The following is an 18,878-nucleotide window of genomic DNA, read 5'->3' on the forward strand; positions in this document are numbered from 1 at the left end:
GCGGGCGCGGTCATGGTGATGCTCCGGGGGGCGGTGGATCGCGTGGCTCTCGGTGGCGCTTGATGGGCTTCGGTGACGCTCGGTGCGGTTCGGTGATGGGCGCTGACGGCAGCCCTCAGCGATCCGTCGCGCCCGCGCCGACGCCGATGTTGATGACGTTGCTCGGCGGCGGCGCCTTGTAGCTGTCGACCAGGCGCACGCCTGCTTCGCGGGTAAGCCGGCCGTCGACCTTGCTGCCCTTGGCGGCGTGCCGCGACGGCGCGCCGGGATCGAGGACCTGCTGCGCCATCAGCGCGCGGGTGGCGTCGCCGAACTGCCGGTCGTAGCTCGGCGTCGTCGTCGCCGCGCAGCCGCTCAGCAGCGCGGCCGCGACCAGGAAGACCAGCGAGGCGACGGAGGCGACCGACAGCGTCAACGCCGCGAGAGGCCCGGCGCCGGTGGCGGCGCGGTCCAGCGCGCGGGCGCGCCGGACCCGCCGGCGGGCGGCGGCGGTCGAGGCCGCGGCGGTGGCGGCGATGACACGGTGCGGACGGGGGAGGACGGGGCGGGTCATGGCTGTTGCTCCTTGTCGAAGCCGCCGCGCGCCGGCGCGGGCCTGGCGGGGGAGGCCGGGGTCATCGCCGAAGTCGCGGCCGGGTTGGCGGCCGGGTTGGCGGCCGGGTTGGCGGCCGTGGTGGCGGCAGGGCTGTCGGCCCGGCCGTCGGCCGGGGCCTGTCCTTCCAGGCGCCCCTGCAGGATCAGCTCGCCCCGCGTGGGCGGCGTGTAGCCGTCGGTGGGCAGCCTGTAGTCCGGCGGCAGCGGCTGCACCAGCCGCGGCGTGATGACGAAGACCAGCTCCGAGCGGTCGGTCTGGAACTGCGTGCTGCGGAACAGCGCGCCCACCACCGGCAGCTCGCCCAGGAAGGGGAAGGCCTTGATGTTGGTCGTCGTGTTGTTCTTGATCAGGCCGCCGATGGCGAAGCTCTGGCCGTCGAGCAACTGGACCGTGGTCTCGGCCTTGCGCGAGGTGAAGGAGGGCAGCACCGAGTTCAGCGCGCCGGCGCTGATCTGCACGCCGGAGGCGTTGAGCTCGGACACCTCCGGCCGCACGCGCAGGTGGATGCGGCCGCCGCCCAGCACCGTCGGCGTGAACTTCACCGAGACGCCGAATTCCTTTTCCTCCAGCGTGACGGTGCTGCCGCCCACGCCGTTGTTCTGCACCACCGGGATCAGGATCTTGCCGCCGGCCAGGAAGCTGCCGGTCTGGCCGCTGATGGCCATCACCGTCGGCTCGGCCAGCACCTTCACGAGGCCGTCGGTCTTCTGCATGTTGAGCGTCGCGCTGGTGGCGCTGCGGCCGGGCACGGTGCCGTAGGTGGTGGTGTAGGTCGGGCGGCCGAAGGCGTCGTAGGTGACGGTGACGTTGCCGCCGCTGATCGAGGGCAGCGGCACCCGTCCGCCGACCACCGCGTCCACCGAGCTGTAGGGCACGCCGCTCGGGCCGGTGCCTGTGATCTGCCCCAGCAGGCCGGCCGAGCCGCCGAAGATGCCGCCCAGGAAGCGCACCATCGAGCCGTCGCCCGGCGCGTAGGCGCGCGCGAAGTCGATGCCGAAGGCGTCCAGCAGCGACTTGGAGATCTCCGCGACCTTGACCTCCAGCATCACCTGCTGCGGCGCGCCGACCTGCAGCATGTTGACCACGCGCGCGCCGCCGCCCTTGCCGTCGCCGCGCACGAAGGCGGTGGCCAGGTCCACCGCGCGGGTCACCGCCTCGCTGTCCGACACCTCGCCCGACAGCACGATGGAGTCGAAGGCGGCGCTGACGCGCAGGTTGCGCTCCGCCGGCAGCAGCTGCTGCAGCACGCCCTGCAGCGCGGCGGTGTCCATGCCCACGACGACGTCGAAGGCGGTGCAGGTGCCGGCGCGGTCCAGCATGACCACGTTGGTCGAACCGATCGCCTTGCCCAGCAGGTAGATCTCGGTGGGGGCGAGCAGCAGCACGTCGACCTCGCCGACGCCGGGGCGGGTGTCCTGCACGGCCGCGCCGGCCTTGGCGCCGGCCTCGTCCTTCTTCGCGTTGGTCTCGACGGGCCGGGCGGCGCGGGCGTTCTCCGGGTTGCCGAGCAGGATGCGCGCGACCGGCTGCGCCGGGCGCAGCACCGTGGACTTGCCCACCGGCACCGTCACCATCGGCGCGGTCTCCACGCGGGTGCACATCGGGGCGCCGGACGGCGCGGCACCGCCGGCGGCCGCGGCCCGGGCCGGCGTGGAGCCCGTGGACGTGGCCGGCGCCGCGGCGGGCGCGGGCGCGCCACGGACCGGGGCCGCCGGCAGCAGCGCGGCCAGCGCCGCCAGGGTCAGCGCGCCGGCGGCGCGTGGCGCCATCGTGGCGAGGGGGTGCGGGTGCGTGGGCATGGTCGGTCTCCTCCTCGGGGCGGTCTCTGTGAGATCTCGGGGTGCGCTCGGGCCGGTCAGAAGCACTCGGTGACCTTGTCCAGGCCGCGGATCAACTCGACGCAGCCGGCGCGGTGCGAGGCGAGCACCGGGGCCGCGGCCGGCGCGGCCGGCGCCACGCGGCGCGGCGCGGGCTTCGCCGGGGCGGGGACGGGCGCGGGCGGCGGCGCTTCCAGGCGCGCCTGCAGGCCCAGCAGCGCCGCCTTGGTGGCGCCGTTGCCGTTGCCGGCGGACTTCGGATCGGTCTGGTTGCGCAGCACCAGCGACAGGTTGCCGACGCTGCGCGCCAGGTCCAGCAGCTCGGCCTCGTCGGGCGAGACCTCCAGCGTGACCGCGTTGACGACCTTGGGCCGGGTGGTGTCGCGGTCGGCCTCCTGCGCGACGGCCAGCACCAGGATGCGTTCCAGCACGATCTTGGAGATCGAGTGGTCGCGGTCGTTGCGCGCGCCGCCCTCGTCCTGCGTGTTCACCATCACGTCCACGTAGGTGCCGGGCAGCGCGAAGCCCGCGACGCCGACGACGTCGTTGACCCGCACCGTCATCGCGCGCTTGCCGGTGGGCACGACCGCGGACAGGCCGCCCTTGGTGCCGACCGGCGCCAGCCGCGCCTCGGTCAGCGGCTCGCCGCGCTGCATCGCCACCAGCACGACCCGGCCCTCGAGCGCGGCCGGATCCTCGAAGGCGCCGGCCGGCACGCTGCCCTGCGGCCAGTCGGCCATGCGCACCATCTCGCGGGAGATGCGGCCGCCCAGCTCGATGTCGGCATTGGCGATCGCGATGCGCCCCTGGTTGCCGTTCTGGCCCTGCATCCAGCGCGCGGCCATGACGACCGCGGCCAGACCGGCGATCGCGGCGATGAAGAGCATCAACAGGCCTCGGGATCTCATGGCTGCCTCCTGGACGGATCGGCGGTGGCGGAAGCGGCGGCGCCGGCCGCCGGGGCGGCGTCGCCGAAGTGGGTGCGCCAGGCCCAGTCGAGCAGGCCGGCGTCGAGCGAGGGATCGACCTCGAGATAACGCGCGCGGCTGGCGACCAGCCGCAGCAGGTCGCGCGGATGGCAGGCCAGCAGCGACCGGCCGTGGCGCGGATGCAGCCGCTCGAGCAGGTGCGCGAGGCCGGCGGCGTCGAAGGGCACGCCCTCGTCGGCGCAGGCGTCCTCGAAGATGCGGGCGTAGGCCGGGGCGTCGACGGGACCGACCTCGATCTTGTGGCCGATGCGACGCAGGAAGGCGTCGTCCAGGTCGCGCGGCGACAGGTTGGAGGAGAACACCAGCATCAGCTCGAAGGGCACGGTGAAGCGGGCGCCCTGGCGCAGCGTGAGGTGGTCGTGGCGGCGCTCCATCGGCACGATCCAGCGGTTCATCAGCTCGCGCGGCGTGACGCGCTGGCGGCCGAGGTCGTCGACGATGAACAGGCCGTTGTTGGCCTTCAGGTGCGGCGGCGCCTCGTAGTAGCCGGCGCGCGGGTCGAAGCCCAGGTCCAGCATCTCCAGCGTCAGTTCGCCGCCGCAGGCGACCACGGGGCGCTCGCACAGCATCCAGCGGGCGTCGGCGCGCTGGCGGCTGTCCAGGCCGCCGCGCGTCGCGCTCGTGCCCGGGTCGGCGCTCACCGGCCGGTGGCACAGCGGGTCGAAGACGCGGATCACCTCGTCCTGCACGCTGATCGCGTGCGGCACCGCGATCGGGCCGGGCAGCAGCCGGGCCAGGCCGCGCGCGATGTAGGTCTTTCCCGAGCCGGCCGGGCCGTGCAGCAGCATCGGCCGGGCCGCGTTCATCGCGGTGCCCAGCCGGTCGACGAGCTCGTCGGCCAGCACCACGCCGGCGAAGGCCGCGCGCGCGCCGCGCAGCGTCACCGGATGCCGGTCGGCGGCCTGGGCCTGCACGCGTGCCGCGTAGGCCTCGGCCGGCACCGGCGCCGGGCCGAGGTAGGCGCTGCGCGAGAACGCATCCAGCGCGCGCGCCCGCCCGGCGAGCGTCAGCTCGAACTCGACGTCCGCTTCGTTCTGGCCGCGGCGCGTGACCTCGAGCAGGCCGTCGCGGCGCATCGCCTGGCAGAGCGTGTCCACGAGCGCGCCGCCCAGGCACAGGCGCGTGCCGAGCTCGACCAGGCGCCCGGTGCCGCCCTGCAGCAGGGTCTTGGCCAGCAGGTCCGTGAGAAAGCCGGTGGACAGGCCGGTGTCCTCGAGGGTCTGCGGCGCGGCGGGCAGGCTGCCGGCGCCGGCCGCGCCGCGGGGCGCGGGCGCGTGGGGGAACTGGAGGAGGTGCATGGGGACCGTCCCGTCCTAGATCAGCGGTGGCGCGACCAGCGCGGCGGCGGTGCCCATCGCGATCGCGACGGCGTAGGGCAGTCGCGCGGCGGTGCGCGCCAGCGGGGTGGGGGGCGGCGTGCCGCGCGGGTGTTCAGCGAGGTGGGCGCGCAGGTTGGCCATCACCCGGGTGAGCACGCTCGCGTCGCGCAGCATGAAGAGCGAGAGCAGGCCGCCGGCCAGCAGCGTGTAGATGAAGGCGGTGGTCACCGCGCTCGCGCCGAGGAAGGCGCCGACGACGGCGACCAGCTTGACGTCCGCGCCGCCGGTGGCGCGCAGCAGGTACATCGGCAGCATCAGCGCCAGGCCGGTGAGGGCGCCGGCCAGCGGCGACCACCAGCGCGCGCCGGCCAGTGAAGGGAGACCGGCCGCCGTGGCCGCGGCATGCAGGCCCAGCGCCAGCGCGGCGCCCATGGCCAGCCAGCGGTTGCCCACCCGGCGCGTGCGCAGGTCGCTGCGCGCCGCCCCGCCCAGCACGAGGGCGAGCGCGGCCAGCGACACGAGCAGCAGCGGGGTGGGCACCGGGGACGACATGGCGGCGGTCCGGTCAGAGCGCGGCGGTGATGGCCGCGGAGATGGCCGTGAACACGGCCTCGAGCTTGGACCCGACGATGGTCACGGACGCGATGATGAAGACGGCGATCAGCGCGGCGATCAGGCCGTACTCGATCGCGGTGACGGCCTCGTCGTCGCGGGCCAGGGCATCCAGGCGGTGCAGCAGGTTCATGGTGGTTCTCCTCGGGGGTGGAGGTCAGGGGCGGTGGTGGTCGATCGCGAGGGGCGCGGCCGGCATGGGCCGGCGCGGCCGCGCCGTCGCGGTCACAACGCGGCGGTCAGCGCGGTCGAGATGGCGGTGAACACGGCCGCGAGCTTGGAGCCGACGATCGTGACCGACGCGATGATGAAGACCGCGATCAAGGCCGCGATCAGGCCGTACTCGATCGCGGTGACGGCCTCGTCGTCCTGGCCGAACTGCTTCAGGGCGCGGGTGGCCTTGGCGATGGGGAGGAGTTGCATGATGAAGTTCCTTCAAGTGGGGAGGAAAGGAGATCCATCGGGGTCGGATCCATACCCTGCCGGCCTGTTGGGGGAGGACGCCGGCCGGCGAGGCGCGTCTTCGTTCCTGTGCGTGTTCATGTCAGAGCGCGGCCACCACGGCCGACGACCAGTACTGGTACAGCGCCGTCAGCGACGAGCCGGTCAGCGTCAGCGCGCCCAGGATGGCCACCGCGATCAGCGCGGCGATCAGGCCGTACTCGATCGCCGTGGCGGCGCGCTGGTCGCGCATCAGCGCGGTGGCGATCGCGGCGGCGGGGATCGGGTGGCGGTGCGTGTCCATGGCGTTCACTCTAGGCATCGCGGTCGCGGCGCGCAGCGGAGGAAGGCGCCATCGCGCGGGGGGAGCTTGACCCTTGGCGGGGGGGAGTTTTGTCCTGGTCCGCGGCACCGGCGGACGCACCGTCGGCGGGCGATCCGAAGGCGCTGAGCGGTGCCGCGCCGGGGCGGCCGAGCCCGCCCAGCCGCACCAGCGTGCCGAGCAGCTCGGCGGCCGGCAGGTGCTTGGCGAGGAAGGCCTGCGCGCCCAGGCGCAGCGCGCGGTCGCGCGTGGCGTTGTCGTCGTGGCAGGTCAGCACCAGCACGCGGGACCGCGTCAGCAGCTGCGGTAGCAGCGCCAGGCCGTCCTCGCCATTGAGGTCGACATCGACGACGACGACGTCGGGATGCAGCTGCCGGGCGGCGAGCAGCGCCTGCTCGCCGGTGGCCACCGCGCCCAGGCAGCGCAGCGTGCGCGGCGAGCAGGCGATGAGCCGCGAGAGGCCGTCGCGCACCGCCTGCTGGTCGTCGACCAGCAGGACGCCGAACGGGCCGGGCGGGGCCGGGACGACGGGGACGGTGGGCAGGGGGCTCATGGAAAGGATGCTAGGCAGCGGGGGCATTGGGCGCGCGGGAGCTTGCGGGCAGGCGAGGGGGGAGATTCCTCCTTGGCGGGTGGCCCGGCGCGGCGCGGCTCAATAGACGAAGGGGATCAGGCGCCACGGCACGCGGCGGCGGTAGGCGCGGTAGCCGGTTTGCGCGTCGTCGAGCATCGCTTCCTCGCGCCGCATGCGCACGACCTGCGCCACGTACAGCAGGGCCAGCACTGCGGCGTTGCGGGGCGAGGCATTGACGAGCAGGAAGCCGGCGTGGCCGATCAGGTATCCCAGGTAGATGGGATGACGCACCACCCGGTAGGGGCCGCGCACGACCAGGCCGCGCTGCGCCGGCAGCAGGCCGAAGGAGCGCCCCAGCGCGACCTTGGCCGAGAACTGCCACAGCAGGCCGGCGAGCTGGAGCGAGGCGCCCACCCATTCGGGCGCGTGGGCCTGCGTGCCGCTGGGTGTGAGCAGCGCGACGAAGCCGGTCGCGTAGAGCGTGGCGGCGATCGCGGGCAGCGACAGGTCGCGGCGCTCGGCGCGTCGCGCCAGCAGCACCAGCACCAGCGTGTAGCTCTCGGAGACGATGAGCAGCAGCAGCGTGCCGCGCGACGGGTCCTGCCACCAGGCGTAGCCCCAGCGGGCCAGCACGAAGGCCAGGGCCAGCAGCGCGAAGCTGCGCAGCAGCCATTCGGTGAGGCGGCCCTCGGTGTTCAACGGCTGGGTCATGGCGGACTCCCTGTCTGGTCATGGATCGGCGTGTCCCCGCGACGGCCGGGGCGAAGAGGTGCGGCCCGCTGCGGCGGCGGGGCCGGATGCGGCATCGCGGCGATGGCCAGTAGCGCGATCGCCACGCCGGCCAGGACGTCGACGAGGTAATGGCCGCCCAGCACCGGCGTCGCGGCCAGCATCAGCGCGTTCAGCGCGATCGCCGGCGCGGCCCAGCGCGTGCGCCACAGCGCATGCGCCAGCAGCACCGCCATGGCCGCGTGCAGCGAGGGCATCGAGATCAGGCCCTGCATCGACGCCAGCGCCAGCGTGCGCAGGCGGCCGTCGCGCAGCGCCTCGAAGTGCCATTGGTCGGCCGGTGCGGCCAGGCCGAGCTCGGGCCCGAAATGCTTGAACGCGCCCGCCGCCGGGATCGGTGCCGACAGCAGGATCACCGCCAGCGTCACCGCGACGTAGCGGCCCATGAAGCCGCGCAGCCGGTCGCCGTGACCGCCCAGGCCGAGGACCAGCACGACCGCCAGGATCTGCGGCAGCCCGCTGTCGTAGGCCGCCTGCAGCGCGCCGCCCATCCAGGCGGGCAACGCGGCCTGGCGCGCGCGCAGCACGCGCCAGTCCAGCCCGATCGCCGCGTCCCAGGCCACCAGCCGGGCATCGGTGAGCGGCGGCGCGAGGGCGATCAGCAGGTAGCTGAGGCAGGCCGCGGCGGCCTGGAACACGAGCAGCAGCAGCGCGCAGCGCAGCGTGACGGCAATGCGCGCGTCATGTCGGTAGCGCGGCAGCAGCAGCGGCGCGCCCAGCGCGGCCAGCGCCAGGGCCAGGACCGCGAGGTCGCGGCCGGCCAGGTGCCAGTGCCCGAGGACGATGCCGATCGCGTCGGCGGCGAGGGTCAGCGCCGTGAGCAGCGCGGCCAGGCGCAGCGGCTCGGCCAGGGGCGCGGCGGCGAAGGGATCGTTGGCCGCCTGGCGGCGCAGCGTGGCGCGGGGAACGACCCGGCCGGAAGGGCCGCGGGCGAGGGGGCCCGGAGACGGGCGGGGAAGGTGCGGCATGGCGGCCTCGGGACGCTGCGCGGGAGTGGGAGTCCATGGTCCGTTCCCGTGCCCGCGCGCGCCAGGGAGGCGCCGAGCCAGCCGCCTAGGACAATGCTCCCCCCGCCGCCCGGGCGGGTTCGCGGTCCAGGCCGTGCGCGGTCCCGTAGACGTGCAGCTCCAGCCGTCCGCGCACGCCCAGCTTGGCGTAGATCGTGGTGAGGTGGTTGCGCAGGGTGTGCTCGCTCATGCGCAGCGTGTCGGCCACCGACAGCAGCTTCGCGCCGGCCTGGCGCAGCAGCACGCCGATGATGTCGCGCTCGCGCGGCGTCAGGCTGGCGATGCGCTCGGCCTCGGGGTCGCGCGGCGCGGCGGCCCGCGGCGCGCCGTCGGTGAGCAGTCCCAGCACCTCGCCCATCAGCGCGCGATGCAGCCAGACCTGACCCTCGCTGACGCACTCGATCGCGCGCAGGATGGTCGCCGCCGGCGCGGACTTGTGCACCACGCCGCGCGCACCGCGCATCACCGCGCCGCGGTGCAGGGCCGCGTCGTCGGCGCCGGTCAGCACCAGCACCTGCGCGTTGCCGCGCTGGCGCAGCGCGTCCATGGCCGCGGCCGCGTCCTGCCCGCCCAGGTCCAGGTCGAGCAGCAGCAGGTCGGCGCCAGGCAGGCCGTCGTGGCACAGCAGCTCGTCCAGCGTCGAGGCGCAGCCGACCATCTCCATGCGAGGCCGCGAGGCCTCGATGAGCTGGTTCAGTCCCCAGAGGGTGATCTGGTGGTCCTCGGCGACGAAGACCCGGATGGGGCGGGTTGCCAGGCCGGGGAGTGGGACGGTCACGGTCATCGGCGTTCTCCTTGTGGGGCTGTCGGACGCCGTCCTCCCCGGCGTCCGGAAAGCGGGGTCAGGTCGGGATCCGGAACAGCAGCTCGGTGTCGAGCCCGTCCCGGCGCGAGATCGTCAGCGAGCCGCCGAGTTCGGCAACGCGCTCATGCAGCGAATGCGGATGGAAGGCCGGCGCGGCGCGGCCGGTGACCGAGCCGCTGTCGTCGACGACGCGCAGCGTCACCGCGCCGTCCTCGCCGTGCAGCGCGATGCGCACATGCCGGGCCTGCGTGTGCTTGCGCACGTTGTTCAAGGTCTCGTTGAGCAGGTGGAACAGCGCGCCGGCCAGGGCGCGCGAGCTGGGCAGCGACTCGGGGCACTCGACCTCGACCTCGATGCCAAACAGCAGCGCGAAGCGTCGCGCCTGGCGCCGCACGGCCGGCACCAGCGCGTTGTCGCCGCCGCGCGCGCCGGTGCGCAGGCCCGAGATCAGCTCGCGCAGCGAGGCCACTTCGGCATTGACCAGCTCGGCCAGCGCGTCGACCTCGGCCCGCGCCGGGTTCTCGGCCGGGATGCGCATCGCGACGCACTCGACCGCGTACTTGAGGCCCAGGTAGGGCTGGATCGCGCTGTCGTGCAGGTCGCGCCCGATGCGCACGCGCTCGTGCGAGGCGCTCTCGTCCTGCAGCTGGTCCACCAGCGCGGCCTGCTCGATGACGCGCAGCAGCTCGGGCATCGCGTCGATCAGCGCGCGCAGGTCCTGGCGGTGGGCGCGCAGGCCCTGGTAGCCGATCACGATGTGGCCATGCTGGCGGTCGTAGCGCGTCAGCGGCGCGATGTGCAGGCCGGCGACATCCAGCAGGCGGGCCAGTTCCTCCAGCGGCGCGACCAGGGTGCGCGGCGCGCGCGCGCCGGCGTGGACGCGGATGCGGGCGCGCGGATCCCACCAGCGCCGGGAGGTGAAGCTCAGCGCCTGCGTGCCGGTCTGCGCGAGCAGGCGCTCCAGCGCCTGGTGGACCTCGGGCCGGGCACGGAAGCCGCCGTCCTCGCGGCTGGCGATCGCCGCCGGCGCGCCGATGCGGCTGGGCAGCACCAGCGCGAGCACGTCCGCCTGCGTGCCGTGGCGCAGGCGCTCGACCAGCTCGGCGCACAGCGGCTCCAGGCCGCGTCGGGGATCCAGGCCCGCTTCGATCTCGTCGATCAGCGCGATGCGGCGGTGCAGCGCGCGCATCGGGCGGGCCAGCAGCGCGGCGGCCGGGATCAGCACCAGCAGCAGGTATTGCGCGGCGCCGCCCAGGCGCTCGGCGGTCGGCAGCGGCGCGCGTCCGACGTCGGGATCGACCGCGATCGCCAGCGTGGCCACCGCGGCCAGCAGCAGGCCGTGGCCGACGCCGTAGCCGATGCTGGCCAGCACCACCGGATGGACCAGCGCCAGCATCAGCATCATGTTGCCCACGCTGAAGTGCCACATCATGGCGCAGGCCCAGGCCACGTCCAGCCAGTAGGCGGCCAGGCCCGGCACGAGCGGACGCTCGCGGGCGTCCGACCACATCAGCACGCCAGCCCAGGCGATGTAGACCAGCATCGTGAGGCCCGCGTCCAGATCGATCGCCGGCTTGCTGGAGATCAGCAGCATGCTGCACATCAGCGCCGTGACCACCCGCAGGCCCGCGGAAAAGCGGCGCATTTCCGCCGACGGTCCGGCGACCGGCCGGGACGCACCCGGGGCAGCGGCCGGCGTCCCGGCGGCGGGAGGCGGCGTGTCCGTGCCTCCCATGCCGCGGGCGCCGGCGTTCCCGGCGATCCCGGCCGTTCCGGCCGGGTCCAACGACTCGCGCATCATTGTTGTGATCCTCGGGCACTGCCGTGGTGGGCGGCGTGCCTGGAGGCAAGTCTGACATCGCTCGCGTACGCCGTACCCCCCGGGAACAGGGGCCCGGCGGGCGCGATCCGTCAAGGATGCGACGTTTTTCCGCATGGCGACGGGCGTTGCGGCCGATCGCGACGCCGGTACGAGCGAGTCGCCGCGCCGGCCGCCAAGGCTGCGACAATCCGCGCCATTCCCGATGGCCGACGGCCGGCGCCTGGCGCCGGTCCCCGTCGCCGCAAGACCCGACCCGACAAGACAAGGACATCGCCATGAGCGAGAACCCCGTGCTGCCGCTGAACGACCAGAACCTCATCTGGATCGACCTGGAGATGACCGGCCTGTTTCCGGACAAGGACCGCATCATCGAGATCGCCGTGGTGGTCACCGACGCGCAGCTGACGGTGCGCGTCGAGGGCCCGGTCTTCGCCATCCACCAGTCCGACGCCACGCTGGACGGCATGGATGCCTGGAACAAGGGCACGCACGGCAAGAGCGGCCTGATCGACCGCGTCAAGGCGTCGACGATCGCCGAGGCCGATGCCGAGCAGCAGGTCATCGATTTCCTGAAGGCCTACGTGCCGGCCGGCAAGTCGCCGATGTGCGGCAACTCGATCTGCCAGGACCGCCGCTTCCTGGCCAACTACATGCCCAAGCTGGAAGACTTCTTCCACTACCGCAACCTGGACGTGTCCACGCTCAAGGAGCTGGCGCGCCGCTGGAAGCCGTCCGCGATGGAAGGCTTCAAGAAGGCCCAGAAGCACACCGCGCTGGCCGACATCCACGAATCCATCGACGAACTGATCCATTACCGCGAGCAGTTCCTGAAGCTGGACTGAGCGCCGCGACCGGCACTTCGACGCCCCGATGAGGAACGCGCCCGCGCGCGGCTGAGGCTCCGATGGACATCCCGCTCCGCCCCCAGGACCTGTGGGCGGCTTTCGACTTTCCGCGCCATCCGCTGGCACGCGAGGACGGCGAGCGCCTGCGCGGCGCCTTCCTCGTGCCGCCGGCGCAGCGGCTGATCGCGCACGACGCCGAGCGGCTACGCGCCGTGCTGCGCCTGGCGCATGCCGCGGCGCGCACCGGCGCGTGGGTGCTGGGCGGGCTGCGCTACGAGGCGGCGGGGGCGCTCGATCCGGTGCTGCGCACGCGGCCGGCCGGGGACGCGCCGCTGGCGGAATTCCACGTCTGGCAGGAGCCGCCCGCGCCGTGGCCGGAGGTGCTCGCCGCGGCGGGTGCCAGACGCGCGCATCCGATGACGGCGTGGCGCGACGCGCAGGCGGATGTCGACGAGCAGGCGCAGGTCGAGCGCATCCGCGAGTACATCCGCGCCGGCGACTGCTACCAGGTCAACCTGACGACGCGGCTCGAGGCGGAGACGGTCGGCGCCGACGAGGCTGACAAAGCCGGCGAAAACGACGAAAACGACTTCGATCCGGTCCTGCACTTCTTCGCGCTGCATGCGGCGCAGCCGGGCGGCTTCGCGCTGTTCCTGCGCACCGGCGAGGGCGGCGATCAGCACAGCGTCGCCAGCGTCTCGCCCGAGTTGTTCTTCGACTGGCGTCCGCTGCCCGAGGCGCCGCAGGCCAGCCACACCTGGCTGCTGTCGGCCCAGCCGATGAAGGGCACGGCGCCGCGCGGCCGCGACCGCGCTGGCGACGAGGCCGCGCAGGCCTACCTGCGCACCAGCGCCAAGGAGCGCGCCGAGAACCTCATGATCGTGGACCTGCTGCGCAATGACCTGTCGCGCGTGGCGGTGCCGGGCTCGGTGCGAGTGCCGCGGCTGTTCGAGCTGCACGCGCTGCCCACGGTCTGGCAGATGACCTCGACGATCAGCGCGGTCACCCGCGCCGGCCTCGCGCTGGACGAGGTGATGACGGCGCTGTTCCCCTGCGGCTCGATCACCGGCGCGCCCAAGAAGCGCGCGATGGAGGTCATCGACGAGCTCGAGCCCGGCCCGCGCGGCTGGTACTGCGGCGCGCTCGGGCTGCTGCAGCCCGGTGGGGCGGTGACCTTCAACGTACCGATCCGCACCGTCGAGCAGGCGGGCCGCGCGCTGCGCTGCGGCGTGGGCAGCGGCATCACGCTCGATTCGCGGCCGCGGGACGAGATCGACGAGTGGCGCGCCAAGGCGCGCTTCCTGGCCCGCGCCCGCGCGCCCATCGAGGCGCTGGAGACGATGCGGCTCGAGGCCGGCGAATTCGCGCGCGCGGCGCGGCATCTGGCGCGCATGCAACGCACGGCGCGCCACTTCGGGCTGGCTTGGTCGGCGGACGCCGCGAAGGCGCGGCTGGTCGAGATCGCGCGGCGGCATCCTCAAGGCGCCTGGCGCGTGCGGCTCACGCTGGCGCGCGACGGTGCGTTCACCGAGACGGTCCAGGCCTTGCCGGAGGCGCGCGTGGCCCGCGGGCCGGATGGGCCGGACGGGCCCGGCGAGAGGGACAGCGGGTCGACGCCGAGGGAACCGCTCGTGGTGGCGCTCGCGCGGGGCCCGATCGACACGCGCGGGCCCGACGCCGAATTCATCCAGCACAAGACGACGCGCCGCGAGGTGTACCAGGGCTTCCTGGACGCCAAGCCGGCGGACTGCTTCGACGTGCTGCTGTTCAACCGGGACGGCGAGCTCACCGAGGGCTGCCTGACCAACCTCGCGCTGCAACGGGCGCCGGACGGGCCGTGGCTGACGCCGCGCGCCGAGGCCGGCCTGCTGCCCGGCACGCTGCGCGAGGAACTGCTGGAGCAAGGCCGGCTGCGCGAGGCGCGGCTGACCTTGCAGGATCTGCGGCGGGCGCATGCGCTCGCCATCTTCAACGGTGTCCGTGGCTGGCGCGAGGCGCGGCTGCGGCACGAGGACCTTCATGACGACGACAACCCAACGCCGCCGCCCGGCGGCGCGCAAGACCCGGGTGGGTGACGAGGCAGCGAGCCTGCCGGTGGCCGAAGCGGTGACCGATGCAGTGACCGATGCAGTGACCGATGCAGTGACCGATGCAGTGACCGATGCGGGCAACGAAGCGGCGACCGAAGCGGTCCCGCCGACCGAGGCCGCCGAGCCCGTGACGCCCGCAGCGTCCGCCGAGCCGGCGACGCCGAAGCCGGCGCGCAAGCGCGCCTCCCGCGCGAAGGCGGTGCCCGCCGAGCCGGTGACGACCGAGGCCGCGCCTGAGCTGGCGGCAGCTGCCGAGGCCGCGCCCGAAGCGGCGGCCGAGCCGGCCGCCCCTGTACCCGCGCCGAAGAAGCGACCGGCTCGCAAGCGCGCGACCGCCGCCGAGGTCCATACCGACACCGAAGCTTCGACCGGGGCTGCGGCCCCGACCGAGGTCGCAGCCCCGGCCGAGACCGAAGCCTCGACTGAATCCGAAGCCTCGACTGAAGCCGACGCTTCGACTGAAGTCGAAGTCGTGGCCACGGAGAGCGACGAGAGCGCCGCTCCCCGCAAGGGCCGTCGCAAGCCGAAGGTCGATCCTGCGGTCGAGGCGGTCCCCGCGGTTCCTGCGGTCCCGGCCGAGCCGCCGCGCTTCACGCTCGGCGCGCGCGAGGACGACGGTGTGTTCGGCGACTACGAGCTGCGCGACGGCCTGACCGGCGCGACCTGCCGGCTGCGCCTGCTGGGCCGCCAGACCTGGCGCTGCGATTGCGCTGGCTATCGCGACCAGGGCACCTGCGAGCACGGCGAGCATCTGCTGGCGCTGTTCGATGCCGCCCAGCACGAGGCGCTCGACGCCGGCTGGCCCGCGCGCGAGGCCGAGGTCTGGCTGGTGCCCGGGCCGCAGCGGCGGCTGCAGTGGGTCTGCGGTCGCGAGGTCCCCGACCGCCTGCGCGAGCAGGACGGCCTGGACGAGCAACTGCGCCGCTCCGCCGAGGGCGGTCATGCCTGGCTGCAGGAACTGCTGAGCGAAGCCCGGTCGCAGGGCGTCGTGCTGCGCGTGGACGCGCCGGTGTGGCCGCAGCTGGCCTGCGGTCGCGACGCCCAGGCGCGGGTGCAGCGGATCGAGGCCGCGATGGCCGACGGCGCGGCGATGCGCGCGCTGCTGCGTGACGAGTTGCCGGTCCATGCCTGGGAGGCGGCGCTGTTTGCCGTCTGCGCCGGCCGTGCGCTCGTGGCGGACGACCTCGGCCTGGGGCAGCGCGGCGCGGCCATCGCCGCGATCCGGCTGTGGGGCGAGTGCTTCGGCGTGAAGCCCGCCGTCGTCATCGCCCCGGAGGCCGCTCACGCCGCCTGGCGGCGTGACCTGACGCGCTGGCTGGGCGAAGAGGCGAAATCGGTGACCGTCGCCACGACGCCACCCGCGAAGCCGCACGCGGCGCTGCTGGTCGTCGACGGCATCGAATCGGTCGAGCCGGAACGCCTGACGGCGCTGCGCGCCGTGCCGGCCGCGCAGCTGCTGCTGATCGCGCACCAGGAGCCGCTGGCCGACGCGCGGCTGGTCGATTGGATCGACTGGCTCGACGACATGCGCCGCGGCCCGCTGGCGCGCCTGCGCGCGCTGCCCGAGGACGCCGGCAAGAAGCTCAAGCGTGAGGCGCTCGAATCGGTGCTGCTCTCGCGCCGCAAGCGCGAACTGGCGGACCAGTTGCCTGCCGCGCTGCTGTCGCCGGTGTGGCTCGACGGCGCCGGCGCGAACGGCGCCAGCCTGCCGGCCGCGCCGCTGAAGCAGCTGCGCCAGCTGATCGAGCGCTGGACCGCGCTGCGTTTCCTGTCCAGTGCCGAGCAGCAGCAGTTGCTGGAGGCCCTGTCGCTGCTGCCGCCGGCGTCCCGCCAGGCGCTGGCGGCCAAGGCCGAGGCGGTGCTCGCGCTGCGTCGCGAATGGATCCATGGCGCCGTGCCGGCGGCCGCGCGGCTGGTGGTCTGCGCGCGCTCGGAGACGCTGCTGGACAGCCTGTCGATGTCGCCGCAACTGCGCCGCCTGCCACCGCAGCGCCTGCGTGCCGGCGACGCACCGGCGGCGCGCGCGGCCGCGCTGTCGGCCTGGCGCTCCGCCGAGGCCGGCGTGCTGCTGGCCAGCGACGACGCGCTCGGCAGCCTGCCGGGCGGAGCGCTGGCCGAGGATCGCGTCGCCCTCGTGCATGCCGACCTGCCGTGGCAGCCGGCCGTGCTGGCGCATCGGGTGGAGGCCGTCTGCGGCGACGAGGCCTGCGGCGTGCCGGCGGCGCTGCTGCTGATCGAGGACTCGCTCGACGCCGCCGTGCTGCGCGCGCAGCGCGACGGCGTGAGCTTCCCCGACTGGCTGGACGCCGCGCCGGCCTGGCTGGAGGGCGACCAGCTCGACGCGCTGATGGCGGTGCTGCCGACACTGCTCGAAGGCCTCTGAAACAGCGGCAGGAACCAGCGCCTTGGGGCGCTGGTCAAATGGTGCTAGGTGAAAACCCGAAAAGTCGCTATACTCTCGGGCTTCACCGTTTCAGACGGTGCTTCGTACGTCTCCTCTGACCTCTTGCAGACCGCTGCGCCGGCCATCCCGACGGATGCCCACGCAGGCTCCGGACCTCCTCCGGAGCGGTTTCCCGCCACGGGAAGCGCGCCCTGCATGCCCTCGGGTTCGGTCGGCGGCGATGCCGTCGCTTTGACTGTTCCCCGGCGCCTCACCAGGCCCTTCCACCCGCTCGTGGGCTGCTTCGGCGGCCGCGCTGCGCGTGTCTCTCTTGCCTGGTGATCGACGCGAGCTTTCTCCCAGCGACATCACGGTCCTGCCGCGATCCGATCGAGATCGCATGACAGGCCACAGCGCGCCAGCGCGGACGCCGTCCTTCGGCGTCGGTGGCGGCGCGTGCCTTTGGATTGCAAGACAGATGAGTTTCGACCACGACATGAACGCCGACGCCCAGAACCAGAACGACGAGCTCGACTCCCAGATCGAAGCCGGCGAACTCGGCAACGACGCGGAAACGAGCGGCACGCCGTTCTCCGCCCTGGGCCTGCACGACGCGCTGCTGCGCGCCGTCAAGGACTCCGGCTACGAGAACGCCACCGAGGTGCAGGCCCAGGCGATTCCCCCCGCGCTGACCGGCGCGGACCTGATGGTGTCCTCGCGCACCGGCTCGGGCAAGACCGCCTCGTTCATCCTGCCCGCGCTGCAGCAGGTGCTGACCGCCCGCGCCGAGCGCGCCACCGGCAACAAGACCAAGACCATCGGCCCGCGCGTGCTGGTGCTGGCCCCGACACGCGAACTGGCGATGCAGGTCGCCAAGTCCGCGATGACCTACGGCCGCCACATCCAGGGCCTGCGCGTGGCCACCGTGCTGGGCGGCATGCCCTACGCCCACCAGCTGCGCGCGCTCAGCGGCCACCTGGACATCCTGATCGCCACCCCGGGCCGCCTGCTGGACCACATCAACAGCGGCCGCTGCAAGCTCGAGAACGTGACGATGTTCGTGCTCGACGAGGCCGACCGCATGCTGGACATGGGCTTCATCGACGACATCAACTTCGTCGCCGAGCAGATCCCCGCCACCCGCCAGACGCTGATGTACAGCGCGACCTTCGCCGGCAACACCGGCCGCCTGGCCGCCCAGCTGATGAAGGACCCGCAGCGCATCGACGTGTCGGGCCACACCGAGACCCACGAGAACATCGAGCAGCGCCTGCACTGGGCCGACAACGGCCAGCACAAGCGCAAGCTGCTGGAGCACATCCTGGGCGAGCGCGACGTCGACCAGGCCGTGGTCTTCACCAGCACCCAGCAGGACACCGAGTGGCTGGCCGAGCAACTGGAGGCCATCGGCCACCGCGTCGCCGCGCTGCACGGCGGCATGCCGCAGGGCAAGCGCAACCGCACGCTGATGGCGCTGCGCCGCCGCGACCTGCGCGTGCTGGTCGCCACCGACGTGGCCGCCCGCGGCATCGACGTGCCGACCATCTCGCACGTCATCAACTTCGGCCTGCCGATGAAGGCCGAGGACTACGTCCACCGCATCGGCCGCACTGGCCGCGCCGGTCGCTCCGGCATCGCGGTGACGCTGGCCGAGCGCGGCGACATCTCGATGATCAAGCGCATCCAGCAGTTCACGACACAGCAGATCCCGGTCTCGCGCATCGAAGGCCTGGAGCCGCGCAATGAAGAGCCGCGCATCTTCCCGTCGCGCCCCGGTTTCGACCGCGGTGACCGTGGCGGCTTCCGCGGCAACGACCGTGGCGGCTTCGGCGGCGGTCGCGGTGGCTACGGCCGTCCGCAGGGCGGTGGCTTCCGTGGCAACGACCGCGGTGGTTTCGGCGGCGGCGACAACCGCTTCGACAACAGCGCCCGCTTCGAGCGTCCGGAAGGCCGCCCGGCCTTCGGCGAGCGTCGTGAAGGCGGCCAGGGCGGCTTCGGCGGCGGCAACCGTTTCGAGCGTCCGCAAGGCGGCGACCGTCCGCGTTTCGGTGACCGCCCGCAGGGCGACCGTCCCTTCGGCGACCGCCCGCGTTTCGGCGATCGTCCGCAGCGCGACGGCCAGGGCTTCGGCGGCGGCAACCGCTTCGAGCGTCGCGACGGCCAGGTCCAGGACCGTCCGCAGCGTGACTTCGGCGGCCCGCGTGGCGGCCAGGGCGGCAACGGCGGCGGCTTCGAGCAGCGCCGTGGCGGCTTCGATCCGCGCTTCGATCGTTCGGCCGAGAACAACGACCGCTACGGCCCGCGCGCCGAGCGCCCGGCCTTCAAGGGCAACGACGGCTTCGAAGGCCGTCCGGCCAAGCCGGCCTTCAAGGGCCCGCGCCAAGGCGGCGACGACCGCGGCGGCTTCGTCAAGAAGGGCCCGCGCAAGGGCTACTGAGCCCTCGCGGCTCGGACTGAAGGGGAACGCT

The 18,878-nt window shown here is 73.7% G+C and carries 17 protein-coding genes; 4 read left to right on the plus strand and 13 right to left on the minus strand.

Going from position 1 to position 18,878, the window contains the following annotated elements; genetic code table 11:
- Positions 1–115: 115 nt before the first annotated feature.
- From ACTJKJ_RS10905 to ACTJKJ_RS10965, 13 genes are all read right to left on the minus strand, one after another.
- Positions 116–553, minus strand: coding sequence for a hypothetical protein (locus tag ACTJKJ_RS10905; protein WP_440820442.1), 438 nt, complete (start codon positions 551–553; stop codon positions 116–118).
- Positions 550–2,394 carry a type II and III secretion system protein family protein gene (locus tag ACTJKJ_RS10910; protein WP_440820443.1) on the minus strand — a complete coding sequence of 615 codons (1,845 nt, stop codon included), beginning with the start codon at positions 2,392–2,394 and terminating at the stop codon, positions 550–552. The genes ACTJKJ_RS10905 and ACTJKJ_RS10910 overlap by 4 nt, the downstream gene beginning before the upstream one ends.
- Positions 2,395–2,450: 56 nt before the next feature.
- Positions 2,451–3,320: a Flp pilus assembly protein CpaB gene (gene cpaB / locus ACTJKJ_RS10915; RefSeq protein ID WP_091733070.1), complete on the minus strand. Its 870-nt coding sequence runs from the start codon at positions 3,318–3,320 to the stop codon at positions 2,451–2,453.
- Positions 3,317–4,699 carry an ATP-binding protein gene (locus ACTJKJ_RS10920; RefSeq protein WP_440820444.1) on the minus strand — a complete coding sequence of 461 codons (1,383 nt, stop codon included), beginning with the start codon at positions 4,697–4,699 and terminating at the stop codon, positions 3,317–3,319. The genes cpaB and ACTJKJ_RS10920 overlap by 4 nt, the downstream gene beginning before the upstream one ends.
- A gap of 15 nt (positions 4,700–4,714) precedes the next feature.
- Positions 4,715–5,272, minus strand: a complete 558-nt coding sequence (locus tag ACTJKJ_RS10925) for an A24 family peptidase (protein ID WP_440820445.1) — start codon at positions 5,270–5,272, stop codon at positions 4,715–4,717.
- Positions 5,273–5,285: 13 nt separating this feature from the next.
- Complete coding sequence (locus tag ACTJKJ_RS10930; RefSeq protein WP_091733081.1) at positions 5,286–5,465, minus strand: Flp family type IVb pilin; 180 nt, start codon at positions 5,463–5,465, stop codon at positions 5,286–5,288.
- A gap of 92 nt (positions 5,466–5,557) precedes the next feature.
- Entirely contained in the window at positions 5,558–5,755 is a 198-nt protein-coding gene (locus ACTJKJ_RS10935; RefSeq protein WP_343607617.1) for a Flp family type IVb pilin, read from the minus strand.
- Positions 5,756–5,876: 121 nt separating this feature from the next.
- On the minus strand, positions 5,877–6,077 hold the full coding sequence (locus ACTJKJ_RS10940) for a Flp family type IVb pilin (RefSeq protein ID WP_343607618.1): 201 nt from the start codon (positions 6,075–6,077) through the stop codon (positions 5,877–5,879).
- A gap of 10 nt (positions 6,078–6,087) precedes the next feature.
- Positions 6,088–6,648, minus strand: coding sequence for a response regulator (locus ACTJKJ_RS10945; RefSeq protein WP_183492071.1), 561 nt, complete (start codon positions 6,646–6,648; stop codon positions 6,088–6,090).
- 99 nt (positions 6,649–6,747) lie between these two features.
- Complete coding sequence (locus tag ACTJKJ_RS10950; protein WP_440820446.1) at positions 6,748–7,380, minus strand: methyltransferase family protein; 633 nt, start codon at positions 7,378–7,380, stop codon at positions 6,748–6,750.
- Positions 7,377–8,426: a phosphatase PAP2 family protein gene (locus tag ACTJKJ_RS10955; RefSeq protein ID WP_440820447.1), complete on the minus strand. Its 1,050-nt coding sequence runs from the start codon at positions 8,424–8,426 to the stop codon at positions 7,377–7,379. Before ACTJKJ_RS10955 ends, ACTJKJ_RS10950 begins: the two co-directional genes overlap by 4 nt.
- An 85-nt stretch (positions 8,427–8,511) precedes the next feature.
- The gene (locus ACTJKJ_RS10960; protein WP_091733099.1) at positions 8,512–9,249 is read right to left on the minus strand and encodes a response regulator transcription factor; all 738 of its coding nucleotides are present in this window, start codon (positions 9,247–9,249) and stop codon (positions 8,512–8,514) included.
- A 58-nt stretch (positions 9,250–9,307) separates the two neighbouring features.
- A complete protein-coding gene (locus ACTJKJ_RS10965; RefSeq protein ID WP_297381927.1) occupies positions 9,308–10,915 on the minus strand; it encodes a sensor histidine kinase in 1,608 nt (535 codons plus the stop codon).
- A gap of 452 nt (positions 10,916–11,367) precedes the next feature.
- Here ACTJKJ_RS10965 and orn point away from each other — a divergent pair, with 452 nt between their 5' ends.
- The 4 genes from orn (at position 11,368) to ACTJKJ_RS10985 (ending at position 18,847) form a co-directional block, all read left to right on the plus strand.
- Positions 11,368–11,934, plus strand: a complete 567-nt coding sequence (orn, locus tag ACTJKJ_RS10970; RefSeq protein ID WP_091733105.1) for an oligoribonuclease — start codon at positions 11,368–11,370, stop codon at positions 11,932–11,934.
- Positions 11,935–11,996: 62 nt separating this feature from the next.
- Positions 11,997–14,012, plus strand: coding sequence for a chorismate-binding protein (locus ACTJKJ_RS10975; protein WP_440820448.1), 2,016 nt, complete (start codon positions 11,997–11,999; stop codon positions 14,010–14,012).
- Entirely contained in the window at positions 13,957–16,410 is a 2,454-nt protein-coding gene (locus ACTJKJ_RS10980) for a hypothetical protein (RefSeq protein ID WP_440820449.1), read from the plus strand. Before ACTJKJ_RS10975 ends, ACTJKJ_RS10980 begins: the two co-directional genes overlap by 56 nt.
- Before the next feature lie 478 nt (positions 16,411–16,888).
- Positions 16,889–18,847: a DEAD/DEAH box helicase gene (locus tag ACTJKJ_RS10985; protein WP_297381919.1), complete on the plus strand. Its 1,959-nt coding sequence runs from the start codon at positions 16,889–16,891 to the stop codon at positions 18,845–18,847.
- Positions 18,848–18,878 lie beyond the last annotated feature (31 nt).

Source organism: Roseateles sp. 22389 (genome assembly GCF_052044995.1).
GTDB lineage: Bacteria > Pseudomonadota > Gammaproteobacteria > Burkholderiales > Burkholderiaceae_C > Roseateles.